19 protein-coding genes are annotated in these 20,066 nt (G+C 49.6%); 8 read left to right on the top strand and 11 right to left on the bottom strand.

What is annotated here, in order from left to right; translation table 11 throughout:
- Nucleotides 1-10: 10 nt before the first annotated feature.
- The 5 genes from WDY75_RS11000 to WDY75_RS10980 all read right to left on the bottom strand — a co-directional run bounded on the left by WDY75_RS11000 (nucleotide 11) and on the right by WDY75_RS10980 (nucleotide 4,941).
- The gene (locus WDY75_RS11000; protein ID WP_036641907.1) at nucleotides 11-1,360 is read right to left on the bottom strand and encodes an acyclic terpene utilization AtuA family protein; all 1,350 of its coding nucleotides are present in this window, start codon (nucleotides 1,358-1,360) and stop codon (nucleotides 11-13) included.
- A gap of 91 nt (nucleotides 1,361-1,451) precedes the next feature.
- A complete protein-coding gene (locus tag WDY75_RS10995; RefSeq protein WP_006211474.1) occupies nucleotides 1,452-2,150 on the bottom strand; it encodes a FadR/GntR family transcriptional regulator in 699 nt (232 codons plus the stop codon).
- Between the two features lie 352 nt (nucleotides 2,151-2,502).
- Nucleotides 2,503-2,793 (bottom strand): hypothetical protein, encoded by a 291-nt coding sequence (locus tag WDY75_RS10990; protein ID WP_006211476.1) that lies wholly within the window; start codon nucleotides 2,791-2,793, stop codon nucleotides 2,503-2,505.
- Between the two features lie 40 nt (nucleotides 2,794-2,833).
- Nucleotides 2,834-3,625, bottom strand: a complete 792-nt coding sequence (locus WDY75_RS10985; RefSeq protein ID WP_006211477.1) for a lipid II flippase Amj family protein — start codon at nucleotides 3,623-3,625, stop codon at nucleotides 2,834-2,836.
- Between the two features lie 248 nt (nucleotides 3,626-3,873).
- Entirely contained in the window at nucleotides 3,874-4,941 is a 1,068-nt protein-coding gene (locus WDY75_RS10980; RefSeq protein ID WP_006211478.1) for a Gfo/Idh/MocA family protein, read from the bottom strand.
- 633 nt (nucleotides 4,942-5,574) lie between these two features.
- Between WDY75_RS10980 and WDY75_RS10975 the strand changes: the two genes are divergently transcribed.
- A complete protein-coding gene (locus WDY75_RS10975; RefSeq protein ID WP_036641900.1) occupies nucleotides 5,575-5,976 on the top strand; it encodes a hypothetical protein in 402 nt (133 codons plus the stop codon).
- Between the two features lie 96 nt (nucleotides 5,977-6,072).
- Here the strand turns inward: WDY75_RS10975 and WDY75_RS10970 are convergent, their stop codons facing one another.
- Nucleotides 6,073-6,447 carry a sensory rhodopsin transducer gene (locus tag WDY75_RS10970; RefSeq protein ID WP_006211480.1) on the bottom strand — a complete coding sequence of 125 codons (375 nt, stop codon included), beginning with the start codon at nucleotides 6,445-6,447 and terminating at the stop codon, nucleotides 6,073-6,075.
- Nucleotides 6,448-6,542: 95 nt separating this feature from the next.
- Entirely contained in the window at nucleotides 6,543-7,640 is a 1,098-nt protein-coding gene (locus tag WDY75_RS10965; protein WP_006211481.1) for a rhamnogalacturonan acetylesterase, read from the bottom strand.
- Between the two features lie 220 nt (nucleotides 7,641-7,860).
- On the opposite strand from WDY75_RS10965, the gene WDY75_RS10960 reads away from it, so the two are divergent.
- From WDY75_RS10960 to WDY75_RS10935, 6 genes are all read left to right on the top strand, one after another.
- Nucleotides 7,861-9,594 (top strand): sensor histidine kinase, encoded by a 1,734-nt coding sequence (locus tag WDY75_RS10960; protein WP_063480080.1) that lies wholly within the window; start codon nucleotides 7,861-7,863, stop codon nucleotides 9,592-9,594.
- Nucleotides 9,595-9,609: 15 nt separating this feature from the next.
- Nucleotides 9,610-11,148 (top strand): response regulator, encoded by a 1,539-nt coding sequence (locus tag WDY75_RS10955; protein WP_063480081.1) that lies wholly within the window; start codon nucleotides 9,610-9,612, stop codon nucleotides 11,146-11,148.
- Between the two features lie 146 nt (nucleotides 11,149-11,294).
- Entirely contained in the window at nucleotides 11,295-12,635 is a 1,341-nt protein-coding gene (locus WDY75_RS10950; RefSeq protein WP_063480082.1) for an ABC transporter substrate-binding protein, read from the top strand.
- Nucleotides 12,636-12,758: 123 nt separating this feature from the next.
- Nucleotides 12,759-13,658, top strand: coding sequence for a carbohydrate ABC transporter permease (locus WDY75_RS10945; RefSeq protein ID WP_006211485.1), 900 nt, complete (start codon nucleotides 12,759-12,761; stop codon nucleotides 13,656-13,658).
- Nucleotides 13,659-13,663: 5 nt separating this feature from the next.
- On the top strand, nucleotides 13,664-14,497 hold the full coding sequence (locus WDY75_RS10940; RefSeq protein ID WP_006211486.1) for a carbohydrate ABC transporter permease: 834 nt from the start codon (nucleotides 13,664-13,666) through the stop codon (nucleotides 14,495-14,497).
- A 76-nt stretch (nucleotides 14,498-14,573) separates the two neighbouring features.
- Complete coding sequence (locus WDY75_RS10935) at nucleotides 14,574-15,605, top strand: glycoside hydrolase family 88 protein (RefSeq protein WP_063480523.1); 1,032 nt, start codon at nucleotides 14,574-14,576, stop codon at nucleotides 15,603-15,605.
- Between the two features lie 110 nt (nucleotides 15,606-15,715).
- On the opposite strand, the gene WDY75_RS10930 is transcribed toward WDY75_RS10935, so the two are convergent.
- Together WDY75_RS10930 and WDY75_RS10925 are read right to left on the bottom strand one after the other, a co-directional pair.
- Nucleotides 15,716-17,779, bottom strand: a complete 2,064-nt coding sequence (locus WDY75_RS10930) for a peptidoglycan D,D-transpeptidase FtsI family protein (protein WP_409348331.1) — start codon at nucleotides 17,777-17,779, stop codon at nucleotides 15,716-15,718.
- A gap of 30 nt (nucleotides 17,780-17,809) precedes the next feature.
- The gene (locus WDY75_RS10925; protein WP_063480084.1) at nucleotides 17,810-18,427 is read right to left on the bottom strand and encodes an NUDIX hydrolase; all 618 of its coding nucleotides are present in this window, start codon (nucleotides 18,425-18,427) and stop codon (nucleotides 17,810-17,812) included.
- A gap of 269 nt (nucleotides 18,428-18,696) precedes the next feature.
- On the opposite strand from WDY75_RS10925, the gene WDY75_RS10920 reads away from it, so the two are divergent.
- A complete protein-coding gene (locus WDY75_RS10920) occupies nucleotides 18,697-18,924 on the top strand; it encodes a hypothetical protein (RefSeq protein ID WP_197477167.1) in 228 nt (75 codons plus the stop codon).
- Between the two features lie 122 nt (nucleotides 18,925-19,046).
- Here the strand turns inward: WDY75_RS10920 and WDY75_RS10915 are convergent, their stop codons facing one another.
- Nucleotides 19,047-19,397, bottom strand: coding sequence for a potassium channel family protein (locus tag WDY75_RS10915; protein WP_006211489.1), 351 nt, complete (start codon nucleotides 19,395-19,397; stop codon nucleotides 19,047-19,049).
- A 90-nt stretch (nucleotides 19,398-19,487) separates the two neighbouring features.
- Entirely contained in the window at nucleotides 19,488-20,063 is a 576-nt protein-coding gene (locus tag WDY75_RS10910; RefSeq protein WP_231888201.1) for a hypothetical protein, read from the bottom strand.
- Nucleotides 20,064-20,066 lie beyond the last annotated feature (3 nt).

Raw genomic sequence — 20,066 nt, 5'->3', positions numbered from 1 at the left:
TTGATCCTCCTTATCGATGCTCTATCCGAAAAGCATTATTTTTCATTTCCATCAGGTGGTACACGGAGAATTCATAGACAGGACCGAACTCGATATCGCTTGGCGCGAATGGAAATGCCAGGTTCCCCGCCGTTGATTTGCGGCCATCGTATCCGTAATGGAGGAACGTAGAGCGAACCGTTGCACAGATGCTGTTCGCCAGCTCCTGCGTCTTGGCCACCACTTCAAACATGACGCCAATCTCGTGTCCGGTGAACGACTCGGGCTCCTTGCTTCCGAGAACGCCGTTCTTGCCGTAATTATAGAATTGAATCTGGTAATCCGATTCCGGAATTTCCCGGTAATATTCCCTGGCCTGATTGCGGACATAGTCCTCAACCTCTTCGAGCTTTCCGATGAGAATCGGGTCTCGGATCCCCGCAACAACGAACGTCCGGTAAGCTACTCGTCTTGCTCCTTCCAGCTTAATAAAGTATTTCTCAGCCGGAAGGAAGCGGCTGCCCGTTACGCGAACGACGCCCTTCTCCACTTCCTCGAATCGGCAATGCTCCAGGTCGAGCGTAAATCCGGGCCCGTGCAGAATGTAGGGATGCTCCTTCTCATAAAAGGTATGTGCTGCAACACTCGTCGGGCTGCAGTTCCGGTCAGGATTAAGTGATTGAACGGTGAACGAATCGTCGCTTATCGTGCCGAGAATGCTATCCTTCGTTGTTCCCGGTTCCGCGCATAAAGCGCCGCATTCCAATATTTTGCCCAGGTGATAGGAAAGCCCCGGGTCCTTGCCATGATAAATCCCAATCGCGGCAAACGGAGAAGGATCATAAGCACGGCCGCAAACGATGATATCCACACCTTGTTTAAGCGCTTCCACAATAGGTTCGTGTCCCATCTGTGCAACGATGCTGTTCGTCGAATCAATTAACTCGCTCGTCAGAGGCGGAATATTCGGACTCAGTGCCTTAATGCGTCCTTCCTCCTTCGCCTGATGGATCTCCTGCTGAGTAAAATCTGCCCATATGACAGAGACCTTGGCCTGCAGGCCCCGTTCATCCAAGATTTCATCAATGATATCGAGCGTCCAGTTCACATGGGTCTGAGCTCCCGAGCCGCCTGCCGAGCCGATGATGATGGGAATCTTCCGGGACAATCCATTCGTGATCATAATGTCCAGGTCTTTCTTCACCGCACGCTTGCTGACGATCGATACACCGGCGCCCAGCTTATGCGGTCCCCCATCCGTAGATCCCGCATCAACAACGATGCCGTGCAGCTCAAACTCCATCCCGTTCATGAAGGATTGTTCAGGAAATCCGTACCCCAGCATGCCGCAGGGTGATAGAATTCGAATGTCTGTATTCATCTGCAGTCCCTCTTTACCAAAATATTCACTCATGCCCATTGGATAATTGGATTATCCAATTTGTGTTAAAAAGGGGCGAGTTTCTCCCCTCTTATACATGAATGTAGTTTTTCTGTATGTTTTCTTTGACTCTGCTCAAATGGTTCAGCAAAGCCAGCTTCGCTTTCACCGGATCACGTTCCTTAATAGCTTGCATAATAAGTAAATGTTCCTCATAAACCTCGCTCTTGCGCCCTGGAATTTGGGCCGTCTTGCTCAGAGTCCGCTGGAGCAAATCCATATGCAGTTCAATCATATTGACGAGAACCACGTTATGCGTTGCTTTGGCAATCGACAAGTGAAAGGCCTGGTCAGGCTTCGAGCGATCCTCCGCCTCCTGATCGATCTGTCCCCACTTCTCGAAGGCAGCCTCGATCTCGGCAATATCCTCATCGGTTGCACGCTTAGCCGCCAGCTCCACAATCCCTGTCTCAAACAATTCCCGCGCCTCTAATAACTCAATAATGGTAGCGCGTTCGATATTGTCCAGAATGCGGCTGCGATCCTCGGCTACATCCAGTGCCTTGCTCAGAAAGCGCCCGCCACCAGGTCTTGCTTCAATGAGTCCTTCGCGCTCCAGAATACGAAATGCTTCCCGCAAAGTTCCGCGGCTGATGCCAAAAGATTGGGCCAGCTCCCGCTCCGTCGGAAGAACATCGCCCGGAGTCAGATTTCCTTCCAGAATCAGATTCTTGATCTGCTCAATAACATCCTCGTACACCCGATGATATTTAATCTTCTTAATGGTCATATGACTACCCTTTCTATCACTTCTTGCGCAAACGATAATTGGGTCATCCAATTAACCGCATGTTTAGCATAAACGCAACTGAAAAGGCTGTCAAGAATCAAAATAGCGCTTTCAAACACTTTATTCAGGTAGTTTTTCCCTTTTATCGCAATATTCCGGGTAATTGGGTCATCCAATTAACTCTTTTAAATTCACATTTTTTAATGACGGTTTGGATATTACTCTTCATTCCATGAGCAAGCTATGGGTAAAAGCTAGATTCCATTTCCCTACCCAAACAGCCCTGATCATGAACGTTTGTCCATGAACAGGGCTGATCTGAATCTGTAGGCTTTTGTTTATGAGGTCGGCATCATGAACGCCATTTTGCCCATATATATCTTATGCTTCCATACAACCCGCACAATAGGATAAATCCTCCGACGGCTGTAACTGCGAGCCATTCGCTGTTCCGCTCGATCATGCCAAAAGCCACCTCCGTCTGGAGGTATTCAGCCTGCTCGTACCCTCGGATTTCATCCAGATTCGGTACATATCTTTGGGTTTGAATCATCCCCTGCAGTACCATGAACAATAAATAACCGCCATATATCGCTGCTGCAAACAGTACGGATTCCAGCATAATTCGTTTACGGGTGATCATGTTTTATCGTGTCTCCTTCTTACTCTCGGGCAATTTATTCTTAGATCCACATTACAATCACGCTTAACACATAAGCGGCGGGAATAATGAGAAGCTGGGCCAGCATCGTTCCGAAAAATCTTGAAACCATCAGCATCGTATACACTTTGCCCAGCTGATCTCTGGCTTCTTCATTCCGCGTAGCCTTGTCTGTGATCAAGCCAAGCTGCGGATCTATGAATATTGTCAAAATAATAGTGGCAATCCCGTTGATCAAACCGGAGGCTTGAGACGCCGTTGTGCTGTACTGCGGAACAAGATGGGCAGCATACAAAGATGACAGGACGCCCACGGTATAAATAGCCGTCACCACGACATTCATGAATATAAATCGCTTAGGTATCCCTAAGTACCGGAACTGGCTCCACTTCAGATTCGGCTTCCGGACGTAATGCCTTGTATTCTTGAGCTGTCCGATGGTTACGCTGGAGACCAGTTTCGGAATCGATCCGGCAACCTCCAGCTTACTGATAATTCTGCTGAACAAGTTCACGAAGGTCGGAAACAGCGCAATGGCCATGATCGTTCCGATTGAAGCGGCTAACAGAATCGCCCTGAAATAAGAGAGCACGTCAAATGTGGGATGGTCTCGTGCATAATCAACAAACTTGGCTGTAAGCGGGGCCTGGATCAGGTTGGACGTTCTGGACACCAGCACGATAATCCCTGTCAGCGACAGCGCCACAGCAATCTTGTTCAGCTTCACGCCCGCATACCTGACGGAGTAAGACAAGGTCTCAGCCGTATGAATAACCATCGTAAGCAGAAATACAACGATCAAACTCTGAATCATCGAGGATTCCTCCTCCCCCTAATAAGCGAATGATCCCACCGGTTCATCATAGCGTTACTCTTCACTCCATTCGATCAAAAAACACCGAAATCAACTATTAATATATGTATCCCTGTCATCATCGGAATAGTACGTGCCCTCCCAGTTCTCTTCCGTCCATTGACTTCACATTCCCACTTGAAGACGTCGTTGGCTCATATCCACGCCTCCCTCCTGTTTACCGTTTAATCCATGCCGAATCTCTTATCTTAGGTATAATCAACGTTTATTCGGGTGTTCGTCTCTGACGAGAGACGTATCGCATCTAGAACGGCTTGTGCCTTGTGGCCATCCAGGAAAGTCGGAATATCCGGGAAGGTTTGATTTCCAGCCAGGGTGCTATAGATGCCATCGACCATCTGATAAAAACCATTATAGTAATGCACCGCCGGAGCTTCCAGGCTAGCCGGGGCATGAACCGGCTCAAGATCGATTCTCTCAAATGAACCGCCGAAGCTGCATTCAAGAGTATCATCATTACGCATCATCAGCGTCCCCTTGGTCCCGTGGATCTCCAGCTTCCAGCCCGCTCCGCGGATTCCGGGAAAAAACACATTCGCAACAAGTGAGGCCCCGCTTCTGAAGCGCCCAATGAAGGTAAACGCATCGTCCGTTTCCCTGACTTCAAGCCCGTCGTCTCCGCTATATGTCGGTATCTGTGTTCTCAAATCGCCGTACACGTCCGTAATCTCCTCGTCCATCCACCATAGAAGGGAATCGACCATATGGGACCCGATTGCAAACAAGAATCCCCCTCCCTCCTCACGCCGCGCTTCCCAGCCACGATAGGAATTCGCAAGCACGGCATGTCCAGAGAAGCTCCCTGTATATTGAATATGCTGGATATCTCCAAGCTCTTTGCCTTGCATCATACGCTTGATGCGTTGTCGGATTGGTGTCCATCTCCATTGAAAATTAACGAAGGCTTTACGCTTGACCCGTTCTGACTCCGTCAGCATGTGCAATGTTTGCTCCGCATTCATGCCGAGAGGTTTCTCTGTCAGGACATGATGACCGGATTGCAGCGCAAGCATCGTCATTTCATAATGCTGGCTGGGAGAGGATGCAATGGATACGAGATCCAGCTGTTCTTTCTCCAGCATGTCGCGCCAATTTCTGTAATGCTGAATTCCCTTCCACGTATGCTCTTCAGCCTTCTGCTGCCGATAGACACTCGCAATCGATTTGACCTCGAATCCCGGATGCAACGAGAAGATGGGGGCATGAACATGGCCACCAAACCCCGTCCCGATAATTCCTACTGACAATGGCTTCATGATTATCACCTCGTGTTCTCTCGTATTCTCGTATGAAGTAGGGTCGTGCTACGCCAGCTCTTCGACTGATGGGGAAAGCTGTCCTATGATCTTTGTTGGATAACTAAATTGCTGGATAACTAGATTGCTAAAGATTACTGGATTACTAGATTCTGACCTGCATCAAATATGCTCCCGTCCCACCCAGGAAATCATGGCCGGAAAAAACGTTCTTCTCTTCCAAGTATGGCGGTAAGCGGTTATATGGGACTCATCATCAATCATCCAAAATCACCTTACCGTGGTTGTTATATGTATTAATTCATTCTCATTTCGCAACATCAGGGCAGCATACAAATAAACGTCAAGCTAACCGCCTGATGTTTATTTTAACATTTTTCCCCTCGTTCGTATCTAGAGGCTAGTGACCGGAATACTCACCCTTCAATTGTCATCTGATGCAAGTCGTTTGCCATGCTCTCCCCCATTATCGTCCTGTATTCGCTAAAATCCCGGGCATAGATAATGCCGTCCCCGCTTGTCCCTGCATAACGCCGTTGGTTCATTCGGTAATGAAGCATTCAATTAGAAAAGTGGATGCACCCACAACTTTTTCCAGACTTGTTGCGTTCATTATAGAAAGGAGCGATGCCCATGAGAAAATATCTTATCACCTTCATGTTGTTACCCTTATTCCTGCTGGCCATCGGATGTACCCCTAAATATGAGGAGCCTGTCGACGGGTACACAACCTCTTCCATTCATGGCGATTTCCCCATCCCGGAAAGTTCGGCACTATTGGAGACCATATCCTCATCCGAAAATCCCAACATTGACAACGGCGTTAAATATGAAGTAAAGGGCATCGGCGGGGAGCAGGGCTTGTCCACGCCAGAGCGATACATCCAAGAGATACAGGATTCAGGATGGACGGAACTGAAGGATAACCGGCTGGGTCATGTCTACTTTTTCAAAAAAGAGGATACGGTGATTTCACTGGAAATACGCCAGGATTCCATTACGCTCTACGAAATGACGAAAGACGCCATTATTTAAACTGAATTCATATCAACGTAAAGAGAAGGACCGTGTGTACTCGGTCCTTCTTTCGTTTTATCGCTGTAAATCCTTCGCAGTATATCCTTTTTCACATTAAATTGTTGATATCGGATACGCCATGACACTCATCAAGGCATTCTCTGCCTGAGTCGAATCCAGACGGCTGTACTGAACAAACACAGGCGCACTGCTGGTTACTTCCATCGCATAGGGAACACCCGAAGGTATGCCTTCTCCATCCTCCGCTGCAAGCGAACTGGTCCGTATGTGCTTGGTTCTTTGGGCTGGAACGATTGTTTCCATTCCGAGCAGGGGGTCACGATCCTCGAAGTAAGCGTGAACCGTAATCACCACATCCTGATCGCTTAAGTTCAAGACACAGACCGACTCATGACTGGTAAGCTCTCCACTGCTCACAGGAGGAATGTAAGCGTCCGGGATGATCCATTGTTTCTCGCCTTTTGACATGCCGTAATCTCTCCTCGTGTATAAGGTATTAGAACCAATTCGCTGTTCACAACCAAAGTTCCTTGTATGACGAATCATCCCCCGCAAAATAAAGGCTATCGCAAATAGAGAGACAACGGCTGAAGACCAAGCCCTTTCAAAGCGCCAATCACCAGCTCCGCCACATTGACTGCACCGCGCTGCTGAAAATGGGTATTATCCATCACCCCTTGCGGGAACAACAGAAATTCACCGGGTGCTCCCCACATAAACACCGATTTTGTCCCATCCGGCCCGAGTCGGTTAAAATAATCCAAACTCAGCGCAGCAAGATCCACCAAGGGAACCTGCTCCTCCACCGCCAATTCCCGAACAGCTGTAATATAATCTCCGTGCGTGTCCTTCAGCCTGCCATTGCAATCAAAATAACGCCGATGGACAGGTGTTAGCAGGATCGGAGTGGCCTGCTTCTCCCGGCAAACGTCAATGTATATTTTCAGAAACTCCTTGTATGTGGTAAAGGGTTCCGTATATCTCTCCTCGTCCCGCTTCTGATCGTTATGACCAAACTGAATCAGCATATAATCATGCGGCTTCAGCTTTTCCCGAATCGGATCCAGAAGCCCCTCAGCTATAAAGCTCTTGGAACTTCGGCCCGAACGCGCGTAATTGCTAACAGCAGCATCGGCCTTGATATGGGAAGGCAGCATTTGCCCCCAACCGGTGTAGGGAAATCCGCCCGCTGGCTGGTTGGTCACCGTCGAATCTCCCGCCAGAAACAAATGGCAGGCATGCGGGGAAGCTGCTACCTCCATGGCATTAATCCGGGGAGCGCGGCCGGAAAAGGACAGCATGATTGCGCCTTGGACAGCCGGCACCGTAACGCTGTATCGTTCAAAGTGACCTCCCTGTGTCCGCAAACCATCCAGCAGCATCTGCCCTTCCGTTCCCCGGATGGAGGTTTCGGTATCAAACCAGGCATCACCGATCAGCAGGTGCAAGGTGTACAGACCATCCGGCACATCGATTTGAAATGTCGCATTCAGCGGGATTACAAAATCTCCCGATAACGTCTGCTCCCCCAATCGGTTCACAGCGGATAACGGAGACAGGGAATGGAAGCCGTAGCCAAGCTCTGGACTATATAAGGTCTCTGCCGTTATTTTGATATGATCATGACACGGTGTTTCTGTTCCAAAATCAAACTTGTACATAGTACTTTACACCTCCCCAAGGCTGCTGTTACCCTCTGAACCATTATGTACCGCACGCCTCCCGAAATAAATCCAAATAACCGTCCATCTTGTTTAAATAACCGACTGTATCTTGAAACCTTGCACTGGTTTACTGCCCAATAACAATATTGACAGCGTTTACAACCCGGTACATAATGTGTACACAACATTTCAAGGTCAAGCACAAGGAGACGTTGCCGTGCAAAAATGGAGTGCCATCTATAAAAATATGAAAATCAAAAACAAACTCTCACTTCTTATCAGCCTGATCGTTGCGATGGCATTTACCTTCGCCGTCATCGTCCAGCAGTATGCGTTCTCCATCTACGACGAGCAGCTGTACCTCAAATCATCCCAGGTTCTGCACCTGTCCTCATCTGCCATTGAGTCAGAGCTCGAGCGGATCGAACAGCTCTCCTTCAACATCATAACCGATACCCAGATCCAAAACCTGTTGCGCTCCATCTCGGGGAGCGACTCTGATTATGACCGGCTCATACTGAGGCAGCATCTTGTGGACCGCCTTCTGAATTATGTCGGCTCCGAGCCCATGCTTTATTCCATCCACTTGATTGACTCCTACGATAAACAGCATGATGTCGGCAGCATCGTTCCAATTGATCCGGCTAAGAAAGAACATATCCTTCAGCTTGCCGGGGATGCCGATGGCGAGGAACGCTGGATCTACCCTGACGAACAGGACTCGGCCCTGTTACTTTCCCGGGAAATACGTTCCTATACCGGTACGCTGTTCGACCTGCATTACTTGGGGACCATCATTATCCGAATCAATATGGATAAAATCGTTCGCAAGTCCGCTGGCGGGGAAGGGGATCTGATCATGACTGCGGGTACGGATCTAATCTATCCGCAAACACCGCACTTTGATCCGGCAGCTATTCAATCCTCCCTGTCATCGGGAAACGGATACCTCACGCGTGAAATGGACGGCCATACCTATTTCATCGCACATAACCGCTCCGCCAATACGGGCTGGACTTATATGAACGTCACGCCATTCAACCAAGCCTTCAAGCAAATCATATTCATTAAAGAGCTCGTCATTATCGTGTTCACGATGATATTCGCTGTTGCGATCCTGCTCGGTATACGGTTCAGCCGAGGGCTGACACGTCCCATCGAAAGTCTTATTACCCGGATGAAACTCGCGGAAAAAGGAAACTTTGCAGAAGCCAATGTTCTGCCCCAGGATGCGACGCCTGTAGCCATGAATGAGCTGGGCCTGCTGCACCGGACATTCCGACTCATGATCGAGAGAATCAATGCCCTCATTACCGAGAACTATTCGAACCGGCTGTTAATTAAAGAAACCGAGTTCAAAGCACTGCAAGCCCAGATCAATCCCCACTTTCTGTATAACACCCTGGAATCCGTGAACTGGCTGGCGAAGATGAACAAGCAGTCTCAAATCTCCGATATGGTGCAGGCCCTGGCTTTCCTTCTCCGCAACTCGGTCAGCCTGAAAGAACCGATTCTGACGCTGGGCGAGGAGCTGGAGATTGTCCGGAATTACATCCTCATTCAGAGGTTCCGGTTTGAAGACCGCCTCCAATTTACAATGGATGTACAGGAGCAGGACTGGCAGCGCCCCATTCCCAAGCTGACCCTTCAGCCCCTGCTTGAGAATGCCATCCATTATGCACTGGAGCCTTCAATTGAGCCTTGCCGAATCATCTTGTTCTGCAAGGAGACCCCCTCCGCTTTCTGTGTTGTGTTGGAGGATGATGGCCCTGGCATGGGGCCGGATACGCTTATGCAACTGCGAAGCGGCAATTTGACAACCAGTGGTAACGGAATCGGACTGTTAAACATCGATGAACGAATCAAGCTTGCTTTTGGCGAACATTATGGCTTAACCATTGACAGCGGGCCGGGGCTTGGAACCCGGGTGATTCTGTCGTTACCTAAATAACGGAGGGATTGTTCGATGTATAAGGTTCTGCTTGTGGACGATGAACGAATTATTCTGGACGGCATATCCCAGATGGTAGACTGGCCAGCATATCAGACCATACTTGCAGGCACTGCCCAGAACGGGATCCAGGCATATGAAAAAATCATGAGAGAGGCACCGGATATCGTTGTTTGCGATATTCGCATGCCCGGACTGGATGGGCTGGAGCTCGTAGCCAAAACCTACGCCTCCCATCCCCATATCAAATTCGTGCTGCTGTCTGGCTTCGGCGAATTTGAGTATGCCAACCGTGCCATGCAGTACGGCGTGAAGCATTACCTGCTGAAGCCTACCGACGAGATCAAAATCGGCGAAGCCCTGAAGGAGGTCATTGGCGAACTGACGGCATTGCAGCATAAGGAGTCATTCATTCAAGAGATGAAGGGCCGCCTCCGCAAGGTGCTGCCTCACGTCAAAGAGCAGGTTCTCAAGGAGTTTGTCACCAACAAAACCTATGGACGTCATGACCTGGAGGAATACCGCAGCTTGTTTCAATACAGCTTCGATCAACCCGTGCGCCTGCTGTTGTTCCAGCTGGAGGGCAACGTGGAATTTGAGCATCAATTCGCCGTAAAGAATATTGCCGAAGACCTCCTAGACTCCACCCTGCTGAGCACTACCATTGGGCAGCAGGTTCTGGTGCTTATCGAGAATCGAGACGATGAACAGCTCCATCAACAGCTTCAGGATATCCGCTGTACCTTTAAACAGTATTACAAGATGGATGTAACGATCGCCATTAGCGATCCCGGGCCTGTTACTCTGGCGCGGAAGCTCTACCGGGATACATTGCAGTGCCTCAACTACCGCTTCTACTTGGATGAAAGCGGGATGATCACCACAGAGGATACCCTTCATAGTGGCAGCCTGGAGGGAGGTTTTGTTCTCGATGAGGAACGACTGTGCATGCCTGTCCGATCCGGTCACCGCAAAGAAGCGGAGCTTGCCCTGGCAGAATTCGTTCAAGAGCTGAAGCGGGCGCAGCTCAGCATTGAACTGACCAAATCCTACGTGATCCAGCAATATGTGTCCCTCATCCGTCTAACCGACCCTGAACAGATGCAGCAGCGATATGCGCGGATTCCGGAAATCGCCGAAATGAGCACCTTGCAAGCCATTCAAGCATTTCTCGAAGACACGGTAAGGGAAATTACGCAGCGAAACTTCGAGCAGAACAAAGTCAAATACAATGCCATCGTTCGCAAGGTCGTTGAGATCATCGAACAGCAGCTTGGGAACTCGGAGCTTACGCTCAATCTGGTAGCCAATGACATGCTGTATATGAACGCAGACTATCTCGGCAAACTCTTCAAGAAGGAGACAGGCGAGAAATTCTCCAACTACTTGATGAAATTACGGATGAAGCGTGCAACCGAAATGATGCAGAGCGACCCGGATATCAAAATATTCGAGATGGCGGAGCTGCTTGGTTTCGGTGACAATCCTCAATATTTCAGTCAGGTATTCAAGAAGCAGATCGGCTGTACACCCTCCGAATTTATGAAAAAATAGAGGTTAACTTGTACGTACATCTCTGCTTTTTAAACAAACTGCACGGTTTTTTTCCTTACTCTTTCCCCTCTAACACAAGATAATTGGGAATGTAAGCACTAACATTTAGGGTCGATATGGTTTATTAACAAAGGGGAGGAAATGGAATGAAAAAAGTATTAACCGCAGTTCTGATGTTTTCCCTGATTGGAAGTTTGATCGGCTGTTCGGGCGGCGGTGCTGCAGAGACGCCGGCAAGCAATGGGACCGGAACCGAGACACCGCCAGCTGCTGCGAGCGATAGCAAGGATCCGGTCAAACTCCGCATTGCATGGTGGGGCGGACAATCCCGGCATGATTACACCCTGAAGGTCATTGAGATGTATGAAGCTCAGAATCCACACGTCACAATTGAGCCTGAGTACGCCCCGTTCGATGATTACTGGAAGAAGCTCGCTCCCCAAGCGGTGGCCGGCGGACTCCCGGACATTATTCAGATGGACATCTCCTATCTGAATCAATACGCAGGCCGGAATCAGCTGGCTGATCTGAAGCCGTTCACCGAGAGCGGCGAGCTGGATGTGGCCGACGTCAGCGAGAATGCGCTGAGCGGAGGCGAGGTCAACGGCAAGCTGGTTGCCTTGAATCTCGGCGTGAATGCACTCCAAACAACGTTCGACGTCGAGACAATGAAGAAGAATGGCATTGACATTCCATCCAAGGAATGGACTTGGGACGACATGGACAAAATGGGGGCCCAAGCCAAGGAAAAAGGACTGCAAATCGGGGGCTTTGCTTACCGGCATGACGTCTTCTTCCCCTATTATCTAAGAACCATCGGCCAGAAAATGTACAGTGCCGACGGCAAGACGATCGGATACGGCGATGACCAGGCGTTCATCGATTATTTCACCCGCTACCAGAAATGGTACGACAACGGATATATCCTGTCTCTGGATAAGGAAGCCCAGAAGAAAGGCGTAGCCGAAGAAGATGAAATCGTTCTTGGCAACTCCATATCGGGTACCGGCTGGTCCAACCAGTTCCTCGCCGTGGCCAATCTGGTGACTGATCGTCCGTTGGAGCTGAATCCCATGCCGGGTCCCGGAACGAAAGACGGTCTCTTCCTGAAACCTTCCATGTATTTCTCGGTCACCGAAACCTCGAAGCATAAAGAAGAAGCCGCCAAATTCATCAGTTTCTTCATCAATGATATCGAAGCCAACAAGCTGATCAAGGGCGAACGCGGGGTGCCGGTATCCGCCAAGGTGAAGGAAGCGCTCAAACCGCTGCTGTCAGAGAACGAAGCCAAGATCTTTGACTATGTCACTTGGGCGGAAGCCAACAGCACGCAAGGAGATCCTCCGAATCCAATCGGAGCAGTTGAGATTGAGAAGCTCCTGCGCGATCTCAGCGAACGCATCCTGTTCAAGAAAATCTCGATCGAAGATGCCGCGGCTGAGTTCCGCAAGGAAGCCAACGCCATTTTGGCCAGATCTCAGCAGTAACCAGAGCATGGTTAGACAAGGCATCTCCCGCACGTCTTACCTGTGTGCGCAAGAGATGCCTTTTTTACATCAATGACCCCAACACGGGGCGTTATCAAATCTGAATTGTAGGGGTTGAAGATCATGAAGAGACTCCGTGAGAACGAACATATTACGGGTTATGTATTCTCTGCTCCGTTCGTTCTTGGCTTTCTCATCTTTACGTTATATCCCATCCTGTCATCCCTGTATTATTCGTTTACGAATTACAACCTGATGGAAGCGCCCAGGTGGCTCGGTCTGGCCAATTATGAACGATTGTTTCTGGAGGATGACAAAATCGGCAAGTCGTTTCAGGTCACCTTCACCTATGTATTTGCAAGTGTCCCCCTTCGCCTCATCTTCGCCCTCTTCGTTGCCATGATTCTGAATACCGCTACCAAGGCGGTAGGACTATACCGTTCTGCCTTCTACCTGCCATCGCTCATCGGCGGCAGTGTGGCTGTAGCCATCATGTGGCAGCAAATCTTCGGTGACAAGGGGCTCGTGAACTCTGCCCTGTCCTTGTTCGGGATTCATTCCACCACGTCTTGGATTGGGAATCCCAGTACGGCACTCTGGACACTGATCGCTTTATCGATCTGGCAGTTCGGTTCTTCGATGATTATATTTCTGGCCGGGCTCAAAAACATTCCGAGGGATTACTATGAAGCTGCCAGCGTGGACGGCGCCAACGCGGTCCATCGCTTTTTCAAGATTACGCTGCCCATGTTAAGCCCCATCATTTTATTTAACCTGACACTTCAGACCATATCGGCGTTCCTCACATTCACCCCCGCCTATATCATATCGCGCGGAGAAGGCGGACCTCTGGATCAGACGCTGCTCTATTCACTTTACTTATACCGCAAGGCGTTCTCGCATTTTGAAATGGGTTACGCATCAGCGCTTGCCTGGATCATGCTTCTTATCGTCGGTGTCCTGACCTTGCTCATCTTCAGATCATCTACCCGCTGGGTTCACTACGAGTCGAAAGGAGATTGACGGTTATGACCAAATCCAGACGCATCCTCTACCACACCCTGGTCGGATTGTTCGCCCTCGGCATGACCTATCCGATTCTGTGGCTGGTGGCAAGCTCGCTTAAGCCCAATCATGAAATATTTACGACCGCCTACAGCCTGATTCCAAGCCGGCTTGAATTCTCGAACTATGCCACAGGCTGGAAGGGCTTTGCAGGGACCACGTTTGCTACCTTCTTTACAAACTCGTTCATCATTGTCATCATCTCCACGATCGGGGCCGTGGCTTCCTCCGCCCTTGTTGCCTTCGGTTTGGCTCGAACCCGGTTCTTCGGACAGCAGTTCTGGTTTGCCTGCATGATGATTACGATGATGCTGCCGCATGATGTGGTGATCGTCCCGCAGTACGTGATGTTTGCCAAGTTCGGCTGGCTATCATCCTTCAAGCCGTTGATTGTCCCCCAATTCTTCGGCATTCCGTTCTTCATCTTCCTCATCATGCAGTTCATCCGCACCATTCCGAAGGAGCTGGATGAAGCGGCTAAAATAGATGGCTGCAGCAAATACGGGATATTCTTCAGGGTGGTCGTGCCTCTGATCGTGCCTGCTCTGATTACTTGCTCGATCTTCTCCTTCTACTGGAGATGGGATGATTTCATCAATCCGCTCATCTACTTGAACAACCCGGAGAAATATCCGGTGTCTCTTGCCTTGAAGCTGTTCCTCGATGGAGAGTCGCTTAACAACTGGGGCGGGATGTTCGCTATGGCTACGCTATCGCTGCTGCCGGTCGTCATCGTTTTCTTCATCTTCCAGAAATACATTGTGGAAGGGATCAGCACGACCGGACTGAAAGGATAATCAGCTTATTTTGGTTCCCATGACACGATAACCTTCCCTTCTGATCAGGAGGCCCATTATGAAAGGAGTAACTGTTATGCCAACACTCGTGTTTGATGAACAACGTATTGAACAAGTGATCGACCAGGTGGTTGACCGAACCTTCCGCATGGATTTTAGCTGGGATTGGCCGGGCGGAGTCGCTTTTTATGGAGTATGTGAAGCCTACGCTGCAACCGGAAAGAAGAACTATATGGAGCAATTAAAAGCTTGGGTGGACGAAAATATGGAGGCGGGCCTGCCCAAGCTGTCGGTGAACGGCGTCTCCATCGGCCACTCGCTGCTTTCCCTGTACGAAGTTTATGGGGATGAGCGTTATATAGAAACGGCCAAGGAAATGGCCGAATTTCTTACGCAGGATGCACAGCGTTTCGGCAACGGCATCTTTCAGCATACGGTGAACTCCGAAACGTATAACTTTCCGGAGCAGGCGTGGGTCGATACGATGTTTATGGCAGGCTACTTCCTGCTTCGGATCGGCGTAATGCTGGACCGTGAGGATTACTTCGAGGATGGCTTGAGGCAGTATCACGGCCATGAGGATTTTCTGCAGGATCCCGTCACAAATCTGTATTATCATGGTTGGGACAATATCGCCGGCAATCATATGTCCGGCGTCTTCTGGTGCCGGGGCAATGCTTGGGCCGCCATCACGATGGCACGTGCCCTGGAGCTTGTGCCGGTCACGCATCCATCCTTCATGATCATCGAAGGCTCGCTGCGCGACCAGCTCAGCGCCCTGGTCCGGTTGCAGCATGAATCCGGCCTGTGGCATACGATTACGACCGATCCGCAATCCCCGCTGGAAACGTCCGGCTCGGCCGGCATCGCCGCCGCCCTTCTGACCAAAGGACGCATCTATAATAAATACACGCAGAAATCGATTGACGGGATCTTGTCTAAAATTACAGAGGACGGCACCGTCAGCGGCGTGTCCGCGGGAACAGCCGTTATGAAGGACACCGCGGGATACAAAGGCGTGCCGGATAAACGCATTCAAGGCTGGGGTCAGGGATTGGCCTTGACCTTCCTGGCGGAAGTGCTGAAGATCAGGAAGAATCCTTATTGATCATCGGGAGCACAACAAAGGCAGGTTGGAGAGGATAAGGCTCACTCTTCAACCTGCCTTTAACTATATGCATTATGCACAAGCAATTGATTATGGAGAAAAAACCTGAATCAGTTATCCCCTGACTCGTCCGGGCTGCCATCCTCTGCCTGCTCGTCAGCCTTCTTCGGATGCGGCGTTCCATCAAGGCCATAGACTTCGTCATAAGCGTCGAATATCTTCCTCGCAATCGGCGCGGCGCTTTGCGAGCCGAAGCCGCCTTCCGGCACAACGACGGCCACCGCTAGCTTCGGGTTATCGCGCGGAGCAAAGGCGATGAAGACGCCGTTATCAAGGTTAACACCTTTATATGATTGCTCGGATGTACCTGTTTTGCGGGCAAAATCATATTTAAAATCTTCGAAACCCGCGATACCTTGTGTATTCATCCCCTGTTTAATGATTTGCCAGTATTGCTTGGGAAAATGAACTTCATTAAGGACCTCGCGCCCGAATTCCTTGACCACTTTTCCATTCTGATCCGTTATTTTGCTGACCAGCTGCGGCTTGATTCGCTTGCCTTCATTCGCCAGCATAACCGTGTATTGAGCAAGCTGTAGAGGGGTGTATTTCCCCTGCTGACCGAAGGAAGCGTAGGCTAACGCCGCCAGATTACTTCCCGCTGCTTTTGTATCCGTATAATTTTTCAGTCCTTTATGCTCCTTAGGCAAACCACTCCCCGTTACTACTCCAAGACCAAACTGCTCCATATACTTATCCCAGACCGTAACGCCCTTCTCGCCGCCATACTTGTTGACTAACCTTTTGCCAACCCAATCGATCATGAAGGCATTCGATGATTGCTGAATCGCTTGCTGAGGTTTAATGGGTCCGATTCTATGGCCGCTGGAGTTACGAATTTTCGTTTCGCTTCCTTCCCGACCTATCGAAGCGTACCCTTGATCAGGATACGTATCATTAGGGCCAAATAATCCTTCATTCAACCCGATCAGTACCGTCAACGGCTTGATAACGGAACCGAGAAAGATCATGGATTCGAACCCGTGTCCCGATCTGCCTGATCCGTATATCGTGATCGTGCCATTACCCGACGAGTCCACGACATCCTGCGTAATTTTGCCTCCGCTTCCCCACACATTCGAGTCGTAATCCGGCATGCTGGCCATCGCGACCACATGGCCAGTATCAATTTCCATGGCGACGGCATAGCCGGTGACAGCATCCTTATGAAGTTTGCCCGACACAGGGTTGGTATGAAGATATTGAAGCCGATCCATAATGGCCTGCTCAGTCGCGACCTGAATGTCCTTATGGATCGTGGTGTGGATATTCAGGCCTTTTTCGGGGGCAACCATCGTCGGTACGCCATCCACCATATTCTGCGGATTAATCGGAATACTGAGATACCCGCTCTTGCCGCGCAGCTCCTCCTGGTACATCCGCTCTAATCCGTCATAACCGATCCACTCTTCTTCCGTATAAATTAATCCCGGATTATCCTGATCCTTGTTGCTCTGATCAATAGCCTGATAATCCTTAAGGTCTTTAGAACCTTTGAACTTCTTTAGATATCCGATCGTCTGAACCGCCACCGTATCCGGATCGTAGTGCCTTACATTCTCCTCCACAATCTGGATGCCGGGGAATTTCGCACGGTTCTCCATGAAATAAGCGATTTCTTCCTTGGTCAAATTCGACTTGATAAGTCTGGGTTGATAACCATGCTGCTTGATATATTCCAGGTCCAATTCATCCATCACATTCTTTACAGTCATCTGTTCGATGCTCGGATCCCCATACTTGTTAAAGGCCTGAACGATCCGCTTAGCCATCTCCACTGCTTCCGGCTGATTGGCTTTCCCTTTGTCCGTCTTCTCGCTGTAATCCTTCATGAGTGTGATATACAGGGAATTCGAAGCTGTAGAGTAGGCAAGTTTCTCGCCAGAGGCGTCGATGATGCTGCCCCGGATCGGCTGCAGCGGAAAGTGCTTCTGCTCTCCCCCGGATTCCTGGCTAGCCAGCTCCGGGCCTTCAACGAACTGCAAGATGGCCAAGCGCACGATAATGATACAAAAGATTAAAAAGGCACTGAAAAAGAAAATGTTGATCCGTCCATGGAATCTGCTCTTCGTTTCCTCTTCATCCGGTACGTTTTTGTAAGGTCTAAAGCCCATCACATTGTCTACGCTCCTTTGTTATATGTATTAATCCAGCCATATCGGCAGATGCGGGTTGTTCTCGAATTCGAAGATTCGCTGCAGCTGCTCCTTGGTATTCCGTTCTTCGGACAGCGGCGGCAGCTCGTCCTTATGGAAAAAACCGACCGCAGAGGTCTCGGTTCCCACTCCTGCCGATCCACCCGTAATGTCGCACTGAATGAACATTTTGTACACATGGAAGGCAGAAGGCGGATGGTTATGAAATTTCTTGTCCAACACGGCAAGCAGCCTGACTGCACGTACTTCATACCCCGCTTCTTCCTTCACTTCTTTCACAACAACTTCGGACGGAGACAGACCAACATCCGCCCAGCCTCCCGGCAGCGCCCAAGCGCCGTCTGCCTTCTCCTTCACCAGCAGCAGCTTCCCGTCTTGAAAAATAACTCCTCGGACATCGACCTTCGGCGTCTGATACCCGGTTTCACTAGCAAACAGCGTTCGAATCATCTCGTTGCCTTCGCCCGTATACTCCTGCATGATCGTGATGCTAAGTTCTCTCAGCTGCTCAAACCGCTCTTTGTCATAGACGTCCTTCGTATATTCCAATCCGGCTTGACTGATCGCCTGCATCTCTTTTGCCCACTCTAACCATTTCAATGTCATGTGTCCCATCCTCTTTATAAGAATCTCATATTATATAACGCCTGCTGCTTATGATTGGTTTATAATGGAAGTGTTTGATTTCAAAATTATAACATATTTACTAGCCCATATAGGAAGAACGTGATAGATAAGGGGGATTTCCATCATAACGAAAAGCAAACGCGCGATACTCTACGTGCTCCTGCTCATTGTCATATTCGGAAATCAAGCTGCTTCGAAGTGGATATTCATGGTGCAACGAAGATCATTGCTCCACGACGGATTCAGCCATGCCCAGGCTTGAAGATATGACGCCGGTTATAGCCACAGGCGGAGCGGTCATCAAGACGACACCGCCCGAAGGCATTAACGGTTTCACCCTTCAAAACCTGACGGAGCCCGGCAACGACGGGTACACCCTACCGACCACCCCCGGTTCCTACCTGTACGAAATTCAGTGTACATGGCCTCTGAACCAGGGACGCGCCAATTTTTATTTTGCCGTGACAGTGGAGTAGAACTGCCATATGTGGGTATAAACATGTTGGTGTTCCTACGGACTCAGTTGAACCCTTCAATTTTCAATGGCCCATTAAAAAAACAGCCCCGGTTGAATCCTGGGCTGCTTTTCGTTTGATCCCTATGACGGCGTCGATTTCTTCTCTTCTTTTTGATTGGTTCGGATTAGGGCATACGCCAATTGTCCAACCATTCCGAGGAACAGGCCTGTTCCGACAACAATGTAAACCATCGTGAAGGTTTTTCCAAGCGGTGTCTGCGGTACGAATTCCGGATGGCCTATCGTGCTCAATGTCACAACGCAGAAATAAAGAGCGTCCAGCACCGATAACCCCTCTTGTTTAGTGTAAAACATCGTACCGGATATCAGCATGATGACAATCAGGACGAACAGCGCCAGAAAATACCGCTGCTTAAACGCTCGAAACAATCCGCTTAAGAGACGCTTTAATGTTAATACAAAAGATAGCATACCGATAACCGTCCTATTCTATGACTGGAGTATATGTTATAAATACTACATTCTTCTATTATATCAGCGTTTGCAGCTGATCGACTATACTCAAGGGTGAACGGAGATAATATTTCCTTCCGCGTCTATACTGCGGAATATGAAACCCCCGGTCTGTCCGTAGGGTAATGATTCATATTCCACGGCATACCCTTGTTCCACATCCATTTCGATATATATCCCGGACGAAGCTTTAATTTGATCCAGATTATCGATCAGCTTATCTTCCCATGGCTCATTGGTGACCAGAATTTTCTTACTGTTGGGCTCAAGCGTTTCAACCGCCAGCAGCGTGTCGTACATCCCGTCACCATTCCGGCTGGCGGACCAAATGCGTGTGAAGGGTCCCTCTTCCGTCCTGTGTTCCAGAACGACGGCATTCTTGACCCTGTGCAGCAGTCCCCATTTACTCTCTACGGCTGTTACGATCTTCACATGACCATCATGCCAGACGATCAGTTTGTGCTGATCCCCGATCTTCTCGTAGAGCTTATCCCCCGTATAGGCGGGATGGAAGCGGCGCATGGCCTGCTCTTCATTGTAGACATAACCGCCGAAGAACAGCGGCATGTAACTGATGACAACCACTACAGCGGCCAGTATGAAAAAGATTGTTTTTTTCATCATCAC

The organism is Paenibacillus glucanolyticus, assembly GCF_037333485.1.
Taxonomy (GTDB): domain Bacteria; phylum Bacillota; class Bacilli; order Paenibacillales; family Paenibacillaceae; genus Paenibacillus_AQ; species Paenibacillus_AQ glucanolyticus.
This window is presented reverse-complemented; position numbering and strand designations above follow the sequence as displayed.

Excerpts from the sequence above, each read along its gene's own strand:
- WDY75_RS10955 (WP_063480081.1), top strand. The coding sequence starts at position 9,610 with ATGTATAAGGTTCTGCTTGTGGACGATGAACGAATTATTCTGGACGGC.
- WDY75_RS10930 (WP_409348331.1), bottom strand. The coding sequence starts at position 17,779 with ATGGGCTTTAGACCTTACAAAAACGTACCGGATGAAGAGGAAACGAAG.
- WDY75_RS10940 (WP_006211486.1), top strand. The coding sequence starts at position 13,664 with ATGACCAAATCCAGACGCATCCTCTACCACACCCTGGTCGGATTGTTC.
- WDY75_RS10985 (WP_006211477.1), bottom strand. The coding sequence starts at position 3,625 with ATGATTCAGAGTTTGATCGTTGTATTTCTGCTTACGATGGTTATTCAT.
- WDY75_RS11000 (WP_036641907.1), bottom strand. The coding sequence starts at position 1,360 with ATGAATACAGACATTCGAATTCTATCACCCTGCGGCATGCTGGGGTAC.
- WDY75_RS10910 (WP_231888201.1), bottom strand. The coding sequence starts at position 20,063 with ATGATGAAAAAAACAATCTTTTTCATACTGGCCGCTGTAGTGGTTGTC.
- WDY75_RS10920 (WP_197477167.1), top strand. The coding sequence starts at position 18,697 with ATGCCCAGGCTTGAAGATATGACGCCGGTTATAGCCACAGGCGGAGCG.
- WDY75_RS10970 (WP_006211480.1), bottom strand. The coding sequence starts at position 6,447 with ATGTCAAAAGGCGAGAAACAATGGATCATCCCGGACGCTTACATTCCT.
- WDY75_RS10990 (WP_006211476.1), bottom strand. The coding sequence starts at position 2,793 with ATGATCACCCGTAAACGAATTATGCTGGAATCCGTACTGTTTGCAGCA.
- WDY75_RS10980 (WP_006211478.1), bottom strand. The coding sequence starts at position 4,941 with ATGAAGCCATTGTCAGTAGGAATTATCGGGACGGGGTTTGGTGGCCAT.
- WDY75_RS10950 (WP_063480082.1), top strand. The coding sequence starts at position 11,295 with ATGAAAAAAGTATTAACCGCAGTTCTGATGTTTTCCCTGATTGGAAGT.
- WDY75_RS10925 (WP_063480084.1), bottom strand. The coding sequence starts at position 18,427 with ATGACATTGAAATGGTTAGAGTGGGCAAAAGAGATGCAGGCGATCAGT.
- WDY75_RS10965 (WP_006211481.1), bottom strand. The coding sequence starts at position 7,640 with ATGTACAAGTTTGATTTTGGAACAGAAACACCGTGTCATGATCATATC.
- WDY75_RS10935 (WP_063480523.1), top strand. The coding sequence starts at position 14,574 with ATGCCAACACTCGTGTTTGATGAACAACGTATTGAACAAGTGATCGAC.
- WDY75_RS10915 (WP_006211489.1), bottom strand. The coding sequence starts at position 19,397 with ATGCTATCTTTTGTATTAACATTAAAGCGTCTCTTAAGCGGATTGTTT.
- WDY75_RS10995 (WP_006211474.1), bottom strand. The coding sequence starts at position 2,150 with ATGACCATTAAGAAGATTAAATATCATCGGGTGTACGAGGATGTTATT.
- WDY75_RS10975 (WP_036641900.1), top strand. The coding sequence starts at position 5,575 with ATGAGAAAATATCTTATCACCTTCATGTTGTTACCCTTATTCCTGCTG.
- WDY75_RS10945 (WP_006211485.1), top strand. The coding sequence starts at position 12,759 with ATGAAGAGACTCCGTGAGAACGAACATATTACGGGTTATGTATTCTCT.